This is a genomic window from Ktedonobacter racemifer DSM 44963 (assembly GCF_000178855.1).
Classification (GTDB): domain Bacteria; phylum Chloroflexota; class Ktedonobacteria; order Ktedonobacterales; family Ktedonobacteraceae; genus Ktedonobacter; species Ktedonobacter racemifer.
Genome location: NZ_ADVG01000001.1, coordinates 468,094 through 488,121, shown reverse-complemented (window position 1 = coordinate 488,121; position 20,028 = coordinate 468,094). Strand labels below are relative to the sequence as shown.

Sequence of the window (20,028 nt, the reverse complement as noted above, 5' to 3'; positions counted from 1 at the left end):
TTCGCAGAACGAGAGGAGCGTAGAGACCATGCCTGGCAAGCTTACATTGACGATCACCGCAGGTCCCAATGCAGGGAAGGCCTTTGTGTTCGAGAAACATGATACCTTGCTCTTTGGTCGCATGGACGACTGCCATGCCTGTCTGCCAGAAGACCAGCAGATATCTCGACATCATTTCTTGCTGGAAGTCAATCCTCCTGAATCTCGGCTGCGCGACCTGGGGAGCCGCAATGGCACCTCCATCAATGGCCAGAGGTATGGAGGGCCAGCAAGGCACGAAACACCCGAAGAGGGAGCAAAGCGGAAGTCACCTCAGGTCGATCTGTCTGATGGAGATGAGATCCAGGTGGGCAGGACCATTCTACAGGTGCGTGTGGAGGAGTCCCCGGCATCTGTGGCCTCTCTCCATTGCCAGCACTGTGGCAAAGAGATTCCGGCTTCAAGGGAAGCAGCGGGTCAGCAAGCATCCTTCTGCCAGTCTTGCCAGCAGCCCCTAGCGCAGAACCCCTCTGAGGCAATAACAGTGGGGGCACACACGCCACCGTCAGATCAGCAGGCTTTCGCCCTGAGCGACTATACGCTGGGAACGCTGCTTGGCATGGGAGGTATGGGTGCTGTCTATCTGGCCAGGCACAAGCAGACTGGCGAGCAGGTCGCGGTCAAGGTGATGCGCTCCAAAAGGCAGGTCGATGAACAGGCCCGCCAGCAGTTCCTGCGCGAAATTGGCATCACACGAACCTTCCAGCACCCGCACCTGGTCCAGTTTCTCGGCAGCGGGTCGCAGGGCGAGGAGTTTTACTGTGTGCTGGAGTACTGTGAAGGTGGCAGCGTGGCCGATCTGATGCAACGGCGCGGGGGGCGTCTCCAGCTTGCCGAGGCAGCTCCTCTTCTGTTGCAAGCGCTGGAAGGGCTGACTTATGTGCATGCCCAGGGATTTGTGCATCGCGATCTCAAACCCCAGAATATCTTGCTCGCAGGCAAAAAGGGACAGTGGAGTGCCAGACTCTCAGATCTGGGCCTGGCCAAGAGCTTTGAGCAGGCAGGCTTGAGTGGCATGACCGCGACTGGCGACTATGCTGGCTCTTTTCCCTTTACGCCTCGTGAGCAGGTCATCAATTTTAAATATGTCAAGCCCGACTGCGATGTCTGGGCGATGGGAGCGACCTGTTACTATCTGCTGACCGGGGCCTATCCACGTGACCACCAGGGAAAGGACCCCTTGCTGGTGATCCTGGAGGGCGACATCATCCCACTGCGTCAACGGGGCATACCTCTGCCATCGTCTGTGGTTGAAGTCATCGAGCGTGCTCTGGCGAGCAAAGCCAGTGAACGCTACCAACACGCAGGCCAGATGTACGAAGCCCTGGTAAAGGCACTTGCAGAAGCAAAAAACAGCAATGCCTACTCATGAAAAAGAAAAGACAGAGAGAATCTATGGAGAATCAAAGCCAGAGCCCCAACATCATCAAGCCATCTCTTTCGGCTCAGGGGATCTCGCTCGACCAGCCTGCGACAGGAGATGCTGACGTGGCCATTCCTGCGGTCTGGCAGGTGGGGGACATCATCCTCGATCACTACGAGGTGACAGGCACATTGGGCGAAGGCGGCATGGGAACCGTCTACAAGGTCCACCACCGGGGATGGAAGACCGATCTGGCGGTGAAAAGCCCGAAACCGGAGATCTTCGCCAGAGCAGGTGGCAAAGAGAATTTCATCCGTGAGGCAGAGACCTGGGTGAACCTGGGACTGCATCCCTACACGGTCAGTTGTTACTATGTGCGTACCCTGGGCGGTATCCCGCGCGTCTTCGCTGAGTATGTCGCAGGCGGCAGCCTCGCGGACTGGATTCGCACACGCAGGCTGTACGATGGTGGGCACGCCCAGGCTCTGGAACGCATCCTGGACGTCGCCATCCAGTTCGCCTGGGGGCTCGACTTTGCCCATGAGCAAGGGTTAATCCACCAGGATGTCAAGTCAGCCAACGTGATGATGACCGCAGACGGCATAGCGAAGTTAACCGATTTTGGCCTGGCGAACGCACGAGCGATGGCAGGAGAACCAGGCGTACCGGGAGGCCATGGAACCCAGAGTCTCCTGGTGAGTTCGCGAGGTATGACACCGGCCTACTGTTCACCGGAGCAGGCCACTGGACGAGGCTTGAGTCGCAAGACGGATCTCTGGAGCTGGGGCCTCTCGGTGCTGGAGATGTTTGTCGGAGGCGTGACCTGGATGTCCGGGGTCGTGGCACGAGAGGCGCTGGCTCGCCACCAGGCCCAGGACCCGGCCATCCCGCTGATGCCCGCCGAGGTGGTGCAACTGCTGGCGCGATGCTTTGCGCTGCGGCCCGAGGAACGCCCGGCGACGATGCGGGAGGTGGCGACTACACTGCAAACCATCTACGCCCGCCTGCTGGGGCAGTCCTATCGGCGTGACGTGCCCCGGCCTGTGGAGGTCCAGGCAGACAGCCTCAACAACCGGGCACTCTCACTGTTTGACCTGGGAAAGGTGCAGGAGGCCCAGCAGGTCTGGGAGCAGGCCCTCCAGGTGGACCCGCAACATCTTGAGGCGACCTACAATCGGGGGATTACCCTCTGGCGACACGCAGAGCTAACCGACGATATACTGGTACAGCAGTTGGAGAACGTCTGCGCGACATATAAAGATCGGTGGCAAGCGTTGTATCTGCTAGCTCTAGTGCACATGGAACGAGGGGATAGAGGCGCAGCCCTGGTGCTGCTCGCAGAAGCGGCTCAACAGGCACCTGGAGAAACAGAGGTACAGACGCTCTTGGAGCAAGTACGCCCCAGCACACTTGCTTCAGGCGGCTGTCTGCGCACCTTCCAGGATCCCAGGAGCCAGGCGGCCAGTGTGTGCCTCTCGACCGATGGCCGCTTCGCCCTTGCCAGCAGCGGGTACCAGATGCGGCTGTGGGAGGTGGCCACGGGAGACTGTCTGCGTACCTTCCAGGGGCACACGAATATGGTGAGCTCAGTGTGCTTCTCGGCAGATGGCCGCCTCGCCCTCTCCGGCAGTGGGGCCCCCCCAGGATGGCGGAGCGTGGATGGGCGGCAGCCGGACAACACCATGCGGCTATGGGATGTCACCACCGGCGACTGTCTGCGCATCTTTCAGGGACACAGGCTCGGGGTGAGCTCAGTGTGCCTCTCGGCCGATGGCCACCTCGCCCTCTCCGGCAGTAGGGACGGCACCATGCGGCTATGGGAAGTGGCTACGGGCGACTGCCTGCGCTCCTTCCAGGAGCGCATGGGTCCGGTGAACTCCGACGCGACTCCTCGTACTCGATATTCTCGGCACCCACGCTCCTTCCAGAAGTACATGGGTCCAGTGAACTCAGTGTGCCTCTCGGCCGATGGGCACCTCGCCCTCTCCGGCAGTGGAGACGGCGGCTTACGACTGTGGGATGTTGCCACGGGCGACTGCCTGCACACATTTCGGGAGAGCTCGTACTCGGTAAGTTCGGTGTGCCTCTCGGCCGATGGCCGCTTCGCTCTCTCCAGTGACAGCACCCTGCAACTGTGGGAGGTGGCCACGGGCCGTTGCCTGCGCACCTTCCAGGGGCACACGAAAGGGGCACACTCGGTGTGCCTCTCGGCCGATGGCCGCTTTGCCCTCTCCGGCCATAGTGACAGCACCCTGCGGCTGTGGGAGGTGGCCACGGGCCGCTGCCTGCGCACCTTCCAGGGGCACACGGGTACGGTGAGCTCAGTCTGCTTCTCGACTGATGGCCGCTTTGCCCTCTCCAGCAATTACCACGACCTGCGGCTGTGGGAGGTGCCACATGAACCTGTCCTCGCCTCAGTACAACTCTCGCTGGTCCAGCCTCACGCAGACGTGCTGGACGTCGAGACCCGTGCGGCTGGACTGCTCAAGCTAGCTGAGGATGTGCTTGGGAAAGCCCAGTTTGCCACAGCATTGGACTTAGTAAATCAAGCGCGAACACTGCCGGGGTGGGAACGTGTGCCAAAGAGTCTGGAGACCTGGGCAAGGCTCTTGCTGCATTGTCCGAAAGTCAGGTTGCACGCAGCCTGGCAGGCAGGAACATTCCAGGGGTATAGGCACGTAGTGATCTCGGTGTGCCTCTCTGCCAATGGCCGCCTGGCCCTCTCCGGCAGCAATGACCGGACGATGCGACTATGGGATGTAATCACGGGAGACTGCCTGTGCACCTTCCAGGGGCACACGGGTACGGTGAGCTCAGTCTGCTTCTCGACTGATGGCCGCTTTGCCCTCTCCGGCGGCTACGACAGAACCCTGCGACTGTGGGAGGTGGCCACGGGCCGCTGCCTGCGCACCTTCCAGGGGCATACAGACTGGGTAAACTCAGTGTGCCTCTCGGCAGATGGCTGTTTTGCCCTCTCCGGCAGCAAGGACAACACCCTGCGGCTGTGGGAAGTGGCCACGGGCCGCTGCCTGCGTATTTTCCAGGGGCACACGGACGCGGTAAACTCGGTGTGTCTCTCGGCAGATGGCCGCTTCGCCCTCTCCGGTAGTGGGGACAACGGTCGGCCGGTGAACAAGACCCTGCCGCCAGACAACACCCTGCGACTGTGGGAGGTGGCTACGGGCACCTGCCTGCGTACCTTCCAGGGGCACACGAGACGGGTGACCTCAGTGTGTCTCTCTGCCGATGGTCGCTTTGCCCTCTCTGGCAGTGGAGACTACACCCTGCGATTGTGGGAGGTCGCTACTGGCACCTGCCTGCGCACATTTCAAGAGCACACGTATGATGTGACCTCGGTGTGCCTCTCTGCCGATGGTCGCTTTGCCCTCTCTGGCAGTGCGGATCAGACGGTGCGGCTGTGGGAGGTCGCTACGGGCACCTGCCTGCACACCTTCCAGGGGCACACAGACTGGGTGAAATCGGTGAGCCTCTCGGCAGATGGCCGCTTTGCCCTCTCTGGCAGTACCAACAACAACCTGTGGTTATGGGAACTTGATTGGGAACTGGAAGCTCGTGATCTGATCAATTGGGATGAGGGGGCTTTGCTAACATTGGAAACCTTCCTCACCTTGCATACCCCATTTGCGGGAAGACTGCCGCAAGACCGCGAGCCATCCGAACAGGAGATCCAGCCCGCCCTCACTCGTCATGGCCGTCCTTCCTGGAACGAGCAGGACTTCCAGAACCTGATCCGCCAATTGCAATATGCAGGCTATGGCTGGCTGCGACCAGAAGGGGTACGGCGGAAACTGGAAGAGATGGCCGCTTCCTGGCAAGGGCCACCACCCGTAACGGATACCCAGTTGAGCGAGAGTCCCGTGGCTGATACCTAAACACGTTCATAAACCGTCCCTGTAGTCACGTCTTTTTGGGAAATGCGGTATAATGAGATGGTACATTTTGCCACCATCTCCTCATCGCATTTACACTTAAACAGGCCTATACCAAGAAAAGCACTCTACAATTTTATTATCAAGCGTCACCACCACGGAGGAGTACCTCAGCGATAAGGAGGATTTCGATGAGCATAGGGAGAATTTTGCTAAGAATAGCATGTGCACCTTTCTTCCTGAGATGTTTAGTTACTGGTGCCCTTATCGGTATTTTGTCGCTGTTTTTTCGTGCAGATTGGGTGTTTATGATAGTATTGTGCGTGGGTATTCCTGCTATTTGGGGTGGAAGTGGTAGGTTTGACGGATCTTCGGGAGGCGGAGGGAGTGCGCATAGTGGACATGGATGTGGAGATGGCGGTGGACATGGTCATTGACTGATAAATTGGTCATCATCTCGCGGGGTCGTGCTACTTTGCGCGACCCGTTCTTCATTTATCCTCCAACCACGTTCCAGTCCGTTTTTCCCTGTGGCCGACCAACGCTTCTCTGTCAGAGGAGTCTGCTGCTTGCGTCGGGTGTGCGGTTTAAACCGGAGGACGCCCTTACTTGGAGAGAGCGAACGCATCCTTCCACAGTGAGGACATTCCACATGGGGAAAACACCAGAAAAATGTCGGGACCCCATGTTCGCCGATCAGGGCTATTCGATCCCAGCGATCTGCTCAGCCTTGGGGATCTCCCGCACCACGCTCTATCGCTCTGTCAAAGAGGCCGAATCACCCACGGAATTCCAAAATGTACAGATATATAAACGCTGCCGTACTTATATCGCACATTGTATCCTTTCGTCAAAAAAACACTTATAGGCCTACAGTAGAATAGCTCGTACTAGAAATCTCATCATAGATACGTGGTTCTAGTACGAGCTATTTGGAAAACTTGCTTGAGAGAACGAGAAAGCGTCGCACACATGGAATCGGAGCCATCAAAGATCCTCGCCTTTCCCAAAGATCCTGCTCTTCTTTGGATCGAGACCTATCAACAGACACGTCTGATGCATCTCCCGGTAGGCACGAGGGCCGTGTATATGAGTATTCTCCGTCAGTTCACCCAATGGGTTGCGGAGAGAGCAAAGGAAAAAGAAGGGTTTCACCCTGACCATCTCACAGCCCCAGTGATTGAACGCTATCTCTTCGATCTCTCAAGCCAGGGATACAGTTACGCTCACTGCAAACGCGTGAAGTCAGTCATCACGCACTTCTGTCAATGGTTCGTTGATGAGCAAAGAATGCTTCCTCAGAATCCTGCACGCGGCGTGAAACTTGCCCGATCTTCTGCATCTGAGCCGACGCCTCCTCGCACGCTGTCTCCTCAACAGCGGAGCATCCTTCAGAATCTCGTCAAGCAAGGTGACTTGCGTGGGCAGGCACTTTTTGCACTTGGCTACTGGGCGGGTTGCCGCGTCACTGACCTCACCCACCTTCTCATGGAGCATACGCATGTTGGAGGAAAGAGTGGATGGCTACATCTGGGAGAACCATCCTCCAAGGTTCGGGATATTGACCTGGTGAATGAAGCACGCCGTTCCCTGTATGCCTACCTTCAGAAGCGAGCGCGTGATGAGCCGAGTCCCTATACCTTTCCTTCGCAACGAAGTGCACAACTCTCCGAAGCCGGTCTTCACCATTGGTTTCGTGCCCTCAAACAGCAAGCTACTCCAGAAGAGTACGCAGTGATCGCCGATATCAGCTTCCATGATTTGCGCGATGACTTTGCTCATCGCGCACTCTCGGCGGGATGGACGCTGGAAGAGGTTGCCTACTATTTGGGGCATGTGACGCTGAGAGGCACCCCTGCCCTCCAGACCACGTTGCGCTATACGCAGACGACGCGAGCACAGGTCAAGGAAAAGCTGCACACGCTCAGAGGGTAGATGGCTTGTTTTCTGCTGGTTTCTCCGGGTTGACGACATATTTATAGAACGTGGCCCGGCTTTTGAAGCCGGTGAGGGCCATAATCTCGGCGATGCTATTCTGCCGGGCAGCGTAGAGGTGTTTTGCGCGATCCAGTTGCTCGGGGCGCAGCGTCTCGCTGGCCTTGCGCCGACCTCCTGTGCGTCCACGGGCACGTGCGGCGTCCAGGCCGGCCAGGGTGCACTCGCGGATCACATCGCGCTCGAACTCGGCCAGGGCAGCCATCATGTGAAACATCAACTTGCCGGTAGGCGTGGTGGTATCGATATTTTCCTTCAGGCTCCTGAGTTCAATGCCGCGCTGCTCCAAGGCCTGTACCGTTTCAATCAGATCTTTGAGTGAGCGTCCGAGGCGATCGAGCCTCCAGACGACAATCACATCGCCAGCACGCGCCAGGTCGAGCATCCGCAAGAATTCTGGGCGGTCAAAGCGCTTGCCCGTCATTTTGTCGGTAAAGGTTCGTTCGCACTGCTCTTGCCGCATCGCGTCTTCTTGAAGCGCGGTGGTTTGTTTATCTCGGCTGACGCGAATATAGCCCAGTTTCATCTGGTCATCTCCTTGCTCATTGTTGTTGATCTAATAGTACAATAACCCATCGCAAGAGGCAAGAAAATGAACGTTGATTCGCAGATGCCAAAGCAGACATATTGTTGAGTTTGTTTGAGAAACGGTTGAGCACGAAAACGGAAACGACCAGGGAAGTTGTGGAAGAGTTCAGTAAACGACCGTTTTTTGAACTGCCCAAAGAGGGCATTTTTAGCGGAATTTGGAAGGGATTTTATGTCAGAACCCCTATATGTTGCAACCAGCTTTTCTGGTTCCGGCGGGGGTAACAACTCTTGCTCTTACTCTGGATGTACACCAGCTCGTGGAGGCCGGCGAATCGAACACCGCCCTGGCAGGCCAGTGGCATTTTTCGTTTACTGTGCCTTTTCACCATGAAAACAGACGTGATATTCCTGATCCGATTCATAAGGGGAGCTATCTTCGCTAAGTTCGGGGAGAAAGCTCATCACTTTAACTGGCACAGCGAGTTTCGAAAGCGGGTTGGCTTGTGGTAAATTGTGATGATAGACTATCATAAAACGAAATCTTCTGAGTTTCACCTGTTTGCTGAACGGCCCTCAAGTGTCACTCAGAAGATTTCTTATCAGGAAGTGTGTATCACCTATCTATTCGTATCCCCAGGCGAGATCTGGCAATGGGTAAGATAGGAACCCGCAAGTCTGGAAATCACTAATACCACCATTCAATGGAGGATGTGTGGTCATTCATCGCCCCCATCGTATAGCAACGTGAGTTACAGTCAATATTTGCTCCCCAGTAATTTGCGTTGTCCCAGTGTCGGACATGGTTACAGTTACTGTAACCTATTGCGGACGAGATTCCATCGTTCCAATCGCTGCCCACATAGCTCATTCCATAACTACTGACCTGGTCGCAGGGCAAACTACTGCTTATTGCCCATGTGGCACCCTGGTAATGCCAATCCCAGTACTCTACGCTCAATACATACGAGCTTTGTGGTGAAACTGCCGTAGCGTGAGTGTCCAGCATAGCTTGTGTCAAATTTTGCGGTTTGACTGTCGCTGGTAGGTGTGTGCGTCCTCCCGTTGCAGCAGCAATGGATTCAGAGAAAGTGTGGAAACACTGAGAGGAGAGCACATCTGATGTATGCTGACCCTGGTGAAGGGGGGCTAGCTTGATCGTACAATATTTAGCGGGTGAAGTAGCTGATTGCGATTGAGGGGCGGTAGTAAACGCTGACAACGGCCATAAGCAAAGGAACAGAACTACTACTAGACCTAGGCCTTTCTTCATGATAAAGTCCTCCTTGACAAAAAATAGCCAATGGGAATTGTGGCTACACTCAGAATCATCAGGTAACGAAGGCTTCCATACATGTCATACACGGCATCTCTTTGTCCGTTTCCCTTATTGTAAAAGAGCGGATGCACGAATCAGTCGTGCATTTTGGTGGTAAAATTCTTCTTAGAACAAACAGGGAGGAAATCTGGGATGAATACGAGTTCATATGGATCATTCGGCGATTTGCTGCGGGACTTTCGCAAGCGACGTAAACTGCGTCAGCAGGAGTTGGCAGAGAGACTGGGCATTCACCGCAATACCATCGGAACCTGGGAGCGCGGCGACTATCTGCCTGACAGTAAGGCGATGGTGCTGGAACTGGCCAGATATCTGGCTTTGGGCGATGAGGAGACACGCCAGCTGCTGGAGGCGAGCCTGAACGCGCTGCCCCGCTATTGGAAGGTTCCTTTCCAGCGGAATCCCTTTTTTACTGGACGCGAGGAGATTCTCGCCTCTCTCCATTCTGCGTTCTCCGCCGCGAAGACAGGGGCCGTATCCCGCTCGGTGGCATTGCGCGGGATTGGAGGCATTGGCAAGACTCAGACCGCCGTTGAGTATGCGTATCGCTACTTTCAAACGTATCGCGCCGTTTTCTGGCTGGCTGCCGAGACGCCGGAAAGCTTGATCACCAGCCTGGTGGGCCTCGCCGGCCTTCTGGAACTTCCCGAACAACGAGAGCAGGAGCAGGGCCGGGTGGTGGTGGCGGTGTTGCACTGGCTGAATACGCACCGTGACTGGCTGATGATTGTGGATAATGTCAGCTCTGTGGATGTGGTCAAGCCTCTGCTGCCTACGGCCCGCGAGGGTTCGCTACTCTTCACGACTCGCCTGCCAGAACTGAATACCCTGGCGTTTCCTCTCTCGCTTCAACCGTTGAGTTGCGCCGAAGGTACGCGTTTTTTGCTGCAACGCACGGGTTTCAATTCCCCATCGTCTCTGGCGCAGCCGCAAGCGGAGTGGGCGCTGGAGGAGATCGTGACGGCCCTGGGTGGACTGCCGCTTGCCCTCGAACAGGCCGGGGCGTATATCCAGAAAACCCAATGCAGTCTGGCCGAGTTTTTGCAGCTTTTTCGAGATTTCCCGCTGGAGGTGCTTCAGGAACAGGATACAGCCGCCGATCATCCCTTTTCCGTTGCCAGGACCTTCGCCCTCTCCTTTGAACTGCTACAGCACGAGAGTCCGCTGGCCGCCGAAATGCTGACCACCTGTTGTCTCCTGGCCCCCGATGCCATCCCAGAAGATCTGCTGCTCGCCTATACTCCTCCCAGCAAGCAGCAGGATGGCCTGGCGCTCGTCTCCCTCCTGCGCTTCAACGCCTTGCTAAAGGACCTATTGGCATATGCGTTTATCTCTCGCAATGTGCATGAGAAAACCCTCACAGTTCACCGTCTGGTGCAGCTTGTTATTCGCGAACAATGGGATGCGTCCGCGCTGCGGCAGCGCGCGGAGCAGGTAATCATCGCCTTGAACAGCATTTTTCCTGGCAGCGAGCAACTCTCAGCAATAGAAAGCTGGCCGCACTGCCAGCTCCTGGTCCCCCAGGTCTTCGCCAGCGTGCATCTGCTTGATCTCTACCACATCCTCTCACCCGCAGGCCCGGACCTCCTGCGTCGAGCGGGAGCGTATCTGCATCAGCGCGGCCAGTACCAGCAAGCCGAGCAATTGCTCAAACGTGCATTGGTCCTCCAAGAGAAGATAGGCGGGAGCATGAACCTGGCTCTTGTTCCTTTACTGACTACCCTGGGACGCCTCTATGTGAGTCAGGGAAACTACCCGGAAGCTGAGCCTATTCGGCGGCGCGTCTTTGCTCTCTCTGCACAGGAGTTGGGTGACGAGCATCCCCAGACCGCAAAAGCTCTGCAGCAGTGGGCGTTCATCCACATAGAGTTAGGAAAATTCGGCGAGGCCTTGGAGCTCTATCAACGAGTGCTGGCTCTCTACGAGCGAGTTGTTGCCAAGGATGATCCAGACTGGGCCGAAACGTTTGACAATCTCGGTTTCCTCTATTATTGCCAGGGACGCTACACCCAGGCTGAGCACTACTATCAACGCGCGCTCGATCTATCCAGGCAGATATCAGGACCCGAGCACCCGGATACCGCGAATGTGCTCAACAATCTGGCGCTGACCTATATCAAACAGGAACGCTATGCAGAATGTGAACGTATCTACGGGCAGGCTCTTGCCATCTATCACCGCACACTGGGAGCGGAGCATAGCCACACAATCAATGCCCTGCAAAATGTGGCTCTCGTTTATTTGCGCCAGCGGAGATATGAGGAGGCTGAGGAGCATTTTTTGCGTGTATTACGCAGTTTGCAAGAGAACGATCTGACTAATCCTACGATTTCGTCCGCCGCGCATCGCAATCTTGGTTCCCTCTACTTAGATCAGCGCGCCTACCAGCAAGCCGAATTCCACTTACAACAGGCACTGGCGATCCATGAGCGTAACCTGCCCTCCGATCATCCTAATATAGCTAGCGTCCTTGTGCATCTGGCCCGGCTCGCTCAAGAGCAGGAGCGCTATACAGAGGCCGAGGCGCATTATCGTCGAGCCCTGGAGATCAGAGAACGCAAACTGGGCAGTGATCATCCGGAAGTTGCCACAACTTTGCGCGGATATGCTGGACTCCTGCGCGCCATGAGACGTGCGGACGAGGCCCGAGCCCTAGAGTACCGCGCGCAGACCATCCAGGGGTAACAGGCGCGAGCGCGTCTGGAAACGCCTCTCCTCGTGTCTGGAACAAAAAAACGCTGAGTGGCAAACTGGGGTTGAAGGGAGGTGTAGCCTGGAAGGAGAAAGCGTATGATAAACCCAGGAGGCGAAAAAAAGCCCCTATGAATGGAGAACTGTAACGACCAGGCTAGGAAATCAAGTAGCATGAAATGTTACCGACCCTGGCTTTTAAAATTCAGCCTTCATGATTGGTTGGCTTCTGCATGCGGGACCTTGGTATGATAGGCGAGGTTCCTGGAAAATGGCTGCGTTTTGTGCATTCCCCTTTGCACTAACGACAAAAGCCATAAAAGGAGATTAGCATTCATTAATGCCCCCATATGATAATGTCATATTATGCCGTAAAATTCAAGTGTGGCAGAACATTAATGCGTAAACAACTGTAAGGGATTGGCAAGATTAAGAGTCTCAAAGAATTTATAAAGCAGTTATCTATTTCGATGCTTTTCGACTCAATTTATCGGTACTCCGCAAATTTATGGTAAAGTAGGGGTCCCTTGGTAGCTCTCCACTAACCGGTGGTTGAGCACAAGGCCCCTTTGCGCAGCCGAACCAGCGGCCGAAGACGAGATGGCTCGGCTGCTGGGGGAGACGGTTGAGCCTGTTGCTTTCGCCGCCCTCGACGCTTGGGCTCAATCCATGGCGGGGGAGCCACTTTATAGTGCAAGAGTTCGCTCACGCTCCAGATGTGGTCCGTGAGCCCAGCCGCCATCGCAGGTGTACAGGCTCTGCCCTCATGGATCGGCTTGCAGAGCTCGTGGTGCGACCAGCAGAGATTGTAGGTCGTCCCAAGCAGATACATTCCCGTCTCGAGTGGACGCAGGCGGCGAGCACCTTGACGGCATTTGCGTGTTAAGGTGGCAAGTCGCTGACGCATCGTGGCATTCAAGCGTTGCCATGAACGCGGTGTTGAGCACATTGCCTCCTCTAGACTGCTGTAAGAGCCGCTCCGCCTCCTCTTGTGAGCCATGTGACATGGTGCGCGTGACCTCGACTACCCGTTTCTTCTGCGCTCGCTTGTGGTAAATTAACTGAAAGGTAGACCGATTTTGCACGGAAGGGTGGGAATTTACACCGAAGGATGGAACTTGACGCTTCAATATCTGGAAAAGCCGCTCTAAATGCGAAGTAAAAGTCAGAAATATTGTAAATAAATTACTTGCGCGCCTCTCGCTCCGGCGTCCTTGTCGTTCGGATAGTGTCACGCCATCAACTGCCAGCTGATACTCAATGAACTTGAGAGCGGGCAAAAACTCCCGAGTTGAGACATTGTTTCTTCGTAATGTCTCAACCAAGAGGAGAGCTTGGTCCATCTGAAATGAATGAGGGGTTGTCATCGTGCGCGTTGTGTGTAACCGGCTTTCATTCCTTCAATGAAGGCATCAATGGACTCTGGCTCGACACTGCTCTTCAAACCAAGCAGGCAATCTTTGACGATCTGGTGGAGAAAGATCTCGTCTGTATCGGGGGGAGCCTTCTGAAGTCGTTCGCCATTGCTGTATCCAAGTTGCCTCCACTCCTCAGGTGTACGTTCCATATATTCTGGAGCATAGAAAGAGAGATTCCCCCAGATGTCGGGTTCATCGAATTCTCGCGTGCTTTCATCGAGAGCATAGAGAGATGCTGCCACATATCCTTGCGATTGTTTCCCTTGCAACACAAAAAGTTTCTCTGAATCTTGCAGGGTCACACCTGAAATGGTCGTCATGAACTCGACGTGTTCTGGACTGGCTTCTTCAACACGTAAATCTGAGAAGCCAGTGGGAAGGCTCATCCAGGCCACAGGCTTAAAGAGAAGATCAATCCGTGTTGAGATCCCTTGCTTTGTGTCTTTGACACTCCGCAGGACCAGTTGGCGGTGAGAGATGGTATACTTCCAGACGGTAAAAACCCGATTAGGAAAATGAATCAGCGGTGCCATGATATTTCCTTGCTTTCATAGAGGGTCAGTTTCTGTTGGTATTCAGCCGACCACATCCCAATCCGGTTCTCCCCTGGCCCATCGTCGCCCGGTATTGGGAGTGTTCGTTTTGCGTTTGTCATGAGACTTGAAGCGCAGGACTCCACCGCTTGGAGAAAGAGTCCATGCTCTCCCACAGTCAGGACATTCCACAAGCGCGACACCACTCTTCTCAAAACGCTTGAGATCAATGGGAACGACCCCAGAAAATATGCATTTGTCCGATGCGACGGAGAGCGATACCGCCTTTTTCCGAGGTCGTGACTGTATCATCGGTTCTGTGGGGACTGATGGTGGGAACGTTTGCTGGGTATTTGAGGAAGAGACCTCTTCTGCTTGCGTCTCACTCGATGGCAGCTCTGCTTCGACACTTGGTCCTGCCCCCTCGATAATCCTCAGCGTATCGTGGCGCAGCACAAGCAGCTCCGCAGCCTGTTCCAGCCACTTGGCCTGCACATCAGGAGCTTTTGCCTCATACGACCATTCGAGCGCAGGGATCACAAGCTTCATGAGATTATCCATCGTCACGCGGCTTGAGTGGGTTGGGTCGAGGACTGGATTCGTGAGCCATGTGTAAATGCTTCCAGTCCATTGGCGTAAGTTGAGCAATGGCATGAGTGGCTGGTACACCGTTTCCAGAGTGGCGAGGATGTCGCGGATTTCTTCTGAGGTGTGGCTTGCAACGCGGCAGAAAGGTTGCAACGAATCGAGGCGGCGACGTCATTGCAGCCAGGTCGGATCAGGTTGGTCTAACGTCAGCTTCAAGGGGATCGTGTTCCCACGTCCTGCCGCAACCAGGCATAGCCCAAGCGGATGATCGTATTGCAAGCGCCCCTGGTCTGTCACTTCCTTGATGAACATTAAGTGTTCCAGAGAGAGATCATGCGCATCATCCACAATAAGGCATTCTGTCCCATATTGGTGCAGATACCCCATGAGTTTCGGCTTGCGGGTGCGCCAATGCCCTCGCAGCGGAAGTCCTAACGCCGTAAAAATCTGGTCGCCCAACGCCTGCTCATCGTCATTGTTTTTCGGTGCTACCACCGCAAGGACGGTACGAGAACCAGCCTTTTTTTGCATATCGCGAATCCCCATCGTTTTCCCTGCGCCTGGATCAGCGACAATGACATGCCAGGAACGATTGTGCCAGGCAGCATGTAGCATCGCCTGGAATCTTTTTTCAAAGGCGTTCTCGATAAAAATATGCTTTCTGAAAGGGGAATGCGTCATCGTGACGGCTCCTCTCGTATCGTGCGAACAGGTAACACATGGACAGGACGATCTGATTCGGCATCTGGGCGTGCCGGTGGGAGCTTAGGTGTAAATTTTGGAATTACGTGAGCGGAAATTTTGACAATTCAATGGGCGGGTAAAACGAGTAAGAGTGTATAAAATGCGTGCAACTTATCGCTGTTTATGGTCTATTTAGCTGTTTGCTCGTTTTACCGCTCACCTAATTGTCAAAATTTCCGCTCACGTAATTCCAAAATTTACAAGCAGCACTACATCACTGCCTACCTGTAACAAATGCACAAAGTCTGATGCTGAATCGAGGGAAACCATAAAAACCGCCTGACGCTTGCTCCACAGAACTGGAACGAGAACTCCGGATATGCGTAAGGCATGGTATAGCAAATGGCCAGTAACCGTCAAGACCACTCCTGGCGCACACGACTACTGTAGAGATAATTCTCTCAGAGAGGCTGGGTGGCGCGCTTGGCGAGAAATTCTGGGGTGGCGAGCGCTTGCTGTCTGAGGCAGGTCAGGGAGATGCCCAGTACAAGGACGAGCGTGACGACTAAGCCACCTTCAGGTCCAAAGTCGCCGCCATTGAGCAAGGTTGCGTAGGTGTTCTGGAAGAGGAACAGGTTTCCACCGTGATATTGCACGCCGCTTACGGGCAGGGCAAAGACATGGCCCTGCATCCAGTTCCACGCGGTATGTAGACCCGCTGCGCGCCAGATATTGCCATCCGCGAGGGTACAGAGAGCACAGAGCACACCGAATAATGTGAGATTGAACAGGGCCAATAGATTAATGTGAGGATTAAGGATGTGCGCAAGCGCAAATACCAGGGAGGATAGCATAATACTGAACCAGCGGCCATAGCGCGTGGTCAGCCTGGAGAGCAACCAGCCTCGATAAACGATCTCTTCTTTTGGCCCTTGAACCATCCAGCCAAGCAAGGTAAAGAGAAGGGCGACCACGCCACCTCCTCCGGCTAAACCCGTAAGTTGCAGTGTCGCGGTACCAGAAGAGAGCAAGATGCAAACAATCACACTCATCAATACAACACCAAGAAGCAGGCCTTGTAAGTAGGTACGCAAAGCCTGGCGTCTCGGTAGCCTGAAAGGCCAGAGACCTCGACGCTCAACAATGCACATCCAGATCCAGAGCATGAGGAAGGTTGAGCATGAAGCGATCAGCCAGTACAGGGTAAAGCCCAGCGCAGCGGGAATAGTCTCCGGACGATGCGACAGATTAGCAATTGCTTCACCTGCTGGCAAATCTCTAAGTAATTTATAAATTAGAGGAATACTACTATAGGCTGGCAACAGCGTAAAAAGCGTAGCGAGAAGAGAGGCCAGCAACCACCAGGTATAAAACGTTGCCTTCTTTTCTATCTTAACACTGTTGTTATTACTACATGATGTCTGCATTTTAGTACCCCATCCTTTTATATTTCAGGTTCGTAGTCACAGAGGTATAACAGTAATCTCTCTGGTTATTCCACACAAGACATGTCGTCATCATGTCTGCGCGGCATGACGGAAATGGTTCGATTAAATCCGCATTTACACATTTTCGCTAACATCTTAGGCCACCCTCTAACTCATCCACAGAATAATCACAAAGAAATCAATGATTAATTTCCAAGACATCATGCTGCCTGCACAGCCGCACTACCTGGTGTATAGCCCCGAGAGGTGCAGCCTTGTTCCCTTTCTGTAAGGAAAAGCCTTCAACTCCTTTGCCACGTGCAAAGAAGGCCGTGAAAGCGGCAGGTGATGCGCGTTCCCAGGCGTTCGAATGTGAAGAGGGGCCATCATTACCTCTTGACACGAGAGAGAGAACGCGCATCGAACATGGCACCGCTCAGGGGGGAAACACGCACGATGGATGGGTGTTCCCCGCGATATTCCCTGCCTACTACAGGCTCACTTGAGTAGGAACTCCGTTCCATCTTCCTAGGAGTCCGACTACGCGAGAGGGTTAGAAGCCACAGGGTTTCTAACCCCAGTGGAGTGTCACTTATATTAATGCACTGAAATCTCAGGCTATCCAGACCTTTACCACAGACGATGGCTGCGTTGGGAGCCCGGATGGTGATTTGGATGGTGTGTTTGAAACTGTGCTCTCGCTGGTTACAATATACTTGCCATCAGGTGACCACGCTGGCACACTTATATTGACCGATTGATTCGCTTTAGCAGACACACTATAGGTGTAAACCTTCTGGCCAGTATTACTATCCAGAATCGTCACCCCTGCAGTATGACCACCACCAACCCTGTTATCGTAAGCAATCTCTTTCCCATCTGGCGACCATGCCATTGTGTTAGCTGCAATGCCAGCAAAGGTCTTGATGCGCTGTTTGGTCTGGACATTCCAGATTTGCAGTACTGCTGCGTTGTAAGACCCATCGGGAAGTAAGGAAAACGCTAGATTGTGACTGCCAGGTTGCCAGATAGAACCTATTACATATTGATTCATAGATTGCTGGAACACAACCTGCCGTGTTTGTACATTCCACACCTGCACCTGACTTTGTGGCAAGTTTCCCGAATTCGACATACTGGCTGTAATCTCTGCTCCATCAGGCGACCAGGATATATCACTAATACTCCAGCCTGGTTCTGTGGTCAGTGAAGTAGAACTCTTTCCAGTAAAAGGATTCCAGATCTGAATAACAGCAGGACCATCCGCCCCGGCACCAGAGCTATACACAGAGGCAATCGATTTTCCATCGGCAGACCATGCAATACTCCTGAATGAAGGTGCTGAGGAAAGCGGCAAGCGATAAGACAGGGTGCTCATTTTCGTTGCAGGGAGCTCCACCGAGGTCAATGCTGTTGAGGCAGAAACCGCCGAGACAGTTCCCGTTGGGGTCGAAGCGATCGAGTTAGCCCGGTAGCTTGTAACGATCTTTCCATTCTGCCCATTCACAATGAGCACTCTTTCGCTTGTTGCAACCGCAAGGAGCTCACTTTTGGGGGACCACGCTTGAGGGATCGAGAGTACTTCGTTCGGGTTCAATTCCAGGTTGACTCGGTGCAGGCCTGTCAGTGCATCCCATATCTCTACTGTCCCTCCCCCTATGGCATTCGTACCGTTACGAACGGCTGCCACCCGCTGCCCATCAGACGACCAGCTTACAGAGGATGAACCATATTCCTGTTGAGCGCTGTAGACAACGTGCCCATGTGTTGGAGCTGTACTTACCGATGGCGATGGAGCAGCTTGGCTACCTGTCACACTCGTAGGGTGGCTTTGCTGATAGGCGTTCAAAACGATAACAACACTCGCCAGAATGAGCGCAGCCACTAATCCTAATCCAATGCCTGAAAGACGTTTCAAAATAGTTTTTCCCTTGTCATCGTTCCTTGAAATTACTTGATCTTGCATGTGACGATTCCCCTTTGCGATTTGATAGTCTTGAATTGGTATTGGCATTTCCGCTACTGTTTGCTGTTCTGTGCCCTTTATCTGCTGTGTGACGCGTTTCCAGGCACGATCCAATACTTCAGGATCATCCATATACTGTTCGTGTATCGCACGAATCAAAGGAACATGTTTTTGTTCTGTGATCTTTGCTTGCGTTTGTATCTGTAACAGTTTATCGATATCTGCGTCTACGCTTTCAGGATAAAATTGATTATCATGATTTTTCATCATGTTGCTCCTCCTGTTGCTGTTCGTAGAGCGAGCGCAATTTATTTAAGGCGCGGCTTAATATCGCCCGAATAGCAGATGCATTTTTATTCAGTCTCTTGCCGATTTCGACTGAATGCATATCATACACGAAGCGTAGCTGTAGCACCTCCCGTTGAAGAGCATTTAATTTTCTGATATGAGTCCTTAGACGAGCATAATCTTCATAGCGCAACGTTAACTGTTCTGGTAACTGATAGATATTGTCCTCCTCCAGGACCCCGATGATCTCATCGATTGATGATTGATCTCTATACCGGCGATTGCTACGATAGTGATCAACCATTTTATTGCGCGCAACTCGAAGTAGCCATGTTAATTGCTCATGAGAACTCATGTTTTGCAACGCGGGATTCTTTAATGAGGCCATGAACACCTCTACCAGAAGATCTTCTGCATCTTCTTTTATGGTCAAACGTGTATTCAAATAACGCTGAACTGTCTGTGCATGACGCTGGTAGAGGATGCCAATATCGATTTCTTCACGGTTAGAATAAGTGCCTAGTCTATGATGCATCAATATATTTCCTCTTCGTTTTTGAGCCCTCACTTTATTCATCGGATACGGACATCAATGTGTGATGCTTTTTTTCTTTTTGGTGAAAATGAGACATTTTTTGTAGATTGCTGTTTGGACTAAAACATTCTGTCGGAACGCTTTGAACAACGTTCCATCGAGTCAGTACAACCTATGAAATTGAGACGTCATCAAGCTCATTTAGCCGGTCCGACTGGCAGACGCAGAGGATTTGCGAACGACATCAAAGCGCGAACGAGGAATCAGACGCGTGCCTCTGGCTCTGCCTGGCGATTTTCCTCTCGGTTTGGGAGGCTGTGTAGGAGTACCAACACCAACCTGCATCAAAATCGCCGGCATGAGACGGCGCACTTGGCGCGGGGTCAGCACCGATCTGCGTGCTTCCCAAGGACGATAGAGCGCTAGTCCACCATGACGTGCCAGGACCAGTTGGTTCATGGCAGTGGCGACCAGCAGACTCCAGCGCTCAAACTGCTCAGGGGTACGCACCCTGGCCTTCGTCCACAAGAGATCTTGCTTGAGAAAGCGATAGGTGTGTTCGTGAGAAAAGCGACGTTGGTAGGAGCCGACGACCTCTTCGAGCGCAAGAGGGGTCGAGCCAATCCAGACAAACCAGCTTTCCCGGCGCTCTCGCCTGCTCTCTTGAACGTGGAGGCGCAAGACACGGAAAACGGTCAGATCGACCTCCCGTGCCTGACGGAAATGCAAACGATGCTATGCTTT

15 protein-coding genes are annotated in these 20,028 nt (G+C 53.8%); 5 read left to right on the top strand and 10 right to left on the bottom strand.

What is annotated here, in order from left to right:
• Positions 1-28: 28 nt before the first annotated feature.
• From KRAC_RS02255 to KRAC_RS02240, 4 genes are all read left to right on the top strand, one after another.
• Complete coding sequence (locus tag KRAC_RS02255; protein WP_007904161.1) at positions 29-1,411, top strand: FHA domain-containing serine/threonine-protein kinase; 1,383 nt, start codon at positions 29-31, stop codon at positions 1,409-1,411.
• A gap of 23 nt (positions 1,412-1,434) precedes the next feature.
• A complete protein-coding gene (locus KRAC_RS02250) occupies positions 1,435-5,295 on the top strand; it encodes a protein kinase domain-containing protein (protein WP_052567882.1) in 3,861 nt (1,286 codons plus the stop codon).
• 403 nt (positions 5,296-5,698) lie between these two features.
• Positions 5,699-6,160 (top strand): helix-turn-helix domain-containing protein, encoded by a 462-nt coding sequence (locus KRAC_RS78990; RefSeq protein WP_338010099.1) that lies wholly within the window; start codon positions 5,699-5,701, stop codon positions 6,158-6,160.
• 104 nt (positions 6,161-6,264) lie between these two features.
• Positions 6,265-7,227, top strand: a complete 963-nt coding sequence (locus KRAC_RS02240; protein WP_007904157.1) for a tyrosine-type recombinase/integrase — start codon at positions 6,265-6,267, stop codon at positions 7,225-7,227.
• Here the strand turns inward: KRAC_RS02240 and KRAC_RS02235 are convergent.
• Together KRAC_RS02235 and KRAC_RS73555 are read right to left on the bottom strand one after the other, a co-directional pair.
• A complete protein-coding gene (locus KRAC_RS02235) occupies positions 7,217-7,813 on the bottom strand; it encodes a recombinase family protein (RefSeq protein WP_007904156.1) in 597 nt (198 codons plus the stop codon). The genes KRAC_RS02240 and KRAC_RS02235 overlap by 11 nt on opposite strands.
• Positions 7,814-8,187: 374 nt before the next feature.
• The gene (locus KRAC_RS73555; protein WP_007904155.1) at positions 8,188-8,349 is read right to left on the bottom strand and encodes a hypothetical protein; all 162 of its coding nucleotides are present in this window, start codon (positions 8,347-8,349) and stop codon (positions 8,188-8,190) included.
• A gap of 937 nt (positions 8,350-9,286) precedes the next feature.
• Between KRAC_RS73555 and fxsT the strand changes: the two genes are divergently transcribed.
• A complete protein-coding gene (gene fxsT / locus KRAC_RS02225) occupies positions 9,287-11,839 on the top strand; it encodes an FxSxx-COOH system tetratricopeptide repeat protein (RefSeq protein ID WP_007904152.1) in 2,553 nt (850 codons plus the stop codon).
• Positions 11,840-12,386: 547 nt separating this feature from the next.
• Here fxsT and KRAC_RS02220 read toward each other — a convergent pair.
• The 8 genes from KRAC_RS02220 to KRAC_RS02185 all read right to left on the bottom strand — a co-directional run bounded on the left by KRAC_RS02220 (position 12,387) and on the right by KRAC_RS02185 (position 20,013).
• Entirely contained in the window at positions 12,387-12,794 is a 408-nt protein-coding gene (locus KRAC_RS02220) for a hypothetical protein (RefSeq protein ID WP_040441770.1), read from the bottom strand.
• A 414-nt stretch (positions 12,795-13,208) separates the two neighbouring features.
• Positions 13,209-13,796 carry a hypothetical protein gene (locus KRAC_RS02215; RefSeq protein WP_007904150.1) on the bottom strand — a complete coding sequence of 196 codons (588 nt, stop codon included), beginning with the start codon at positions 13,794-13,796 and terminating at the stop codon, positions 13,209-13,211.
• A gap of 42 nt (positions 13,797-13,838) precedes the next feature.
• On the bottom strand, positions 13,839-14,450 hold the full coding sequence (locus KRAC_RS75270) for a hypothetical protein (RefSeq protein WP_007904148.1): 612 nt from the start codon (positions 14,448-14,450) through the stop codon (positions 13,839-13,841).
• Positions 14,451-14,555: 105 nt separating this feature from the next.
• Positions 14,556-15,065 (bottom strand): ATP-binding protein, encoded by a 510-nt coding sequence (locus tag KRAC_RS75265; RefSeq protein ID WP_007904146.1) that lies wholly within the window; start codon positions 15,063-15,065, stop codon positions 14,556-14,558.
• A 464-nt stretch (positions 15,066-15,529) separates the two neighbouring features.
• On the bottom strand, positions 15,530-16,495 hold the full coding sequence (locus KRAC_RS02200; protein WP_007904144.1) for a CPBP family intramembrane glutamic endopeptidase: 966 nt from the start codon (positions 16,493-16,495) through the stop codon (positions 15,530-15,532).
• A 613-nt stretch (positions 16,496-17,108) separates the two neighbouring features.
• Positions 17,109-18,731 carry a WD40 repeat domain-containing protein gene (locus KRAC_RS02195; protein ID WP_075164148.1) on the bottom strand — a complete coding sequence of 541 codons (1,623 nt, stop codon included), beginning with the start codon at positions 18,729-18,731 and terminating at the stop codon, positions 17,109-17,111.
• Complete coding sequence (locus KRAC_RS02190; protein WP_007904141.1) at positions 18,715-19,284, bottom strand: RNA polymerase sigma factor; 570 nt, start codon at positions 19,282-19,284, stop codon at positions 18,715-18,717. The genes KRAC_RS02195 and KRAC_RS02190 overlap by 17 nt, the downstream gene beginning before the upstream one ends.
• A 201-nt stretch (positions 19,285-19,485) precedes the next feature.
• Entirely contained in the window at positions 19,486-20,013 is a 528-nt protein-coding gene (locus tag KRAC_RS02185) for a hypothetical protein (protein ID WP_052567879.1), read from the bottom strand.
• Between the last annotated feature and the right edge of the window lie 15 nt (positions 20,014-20,028).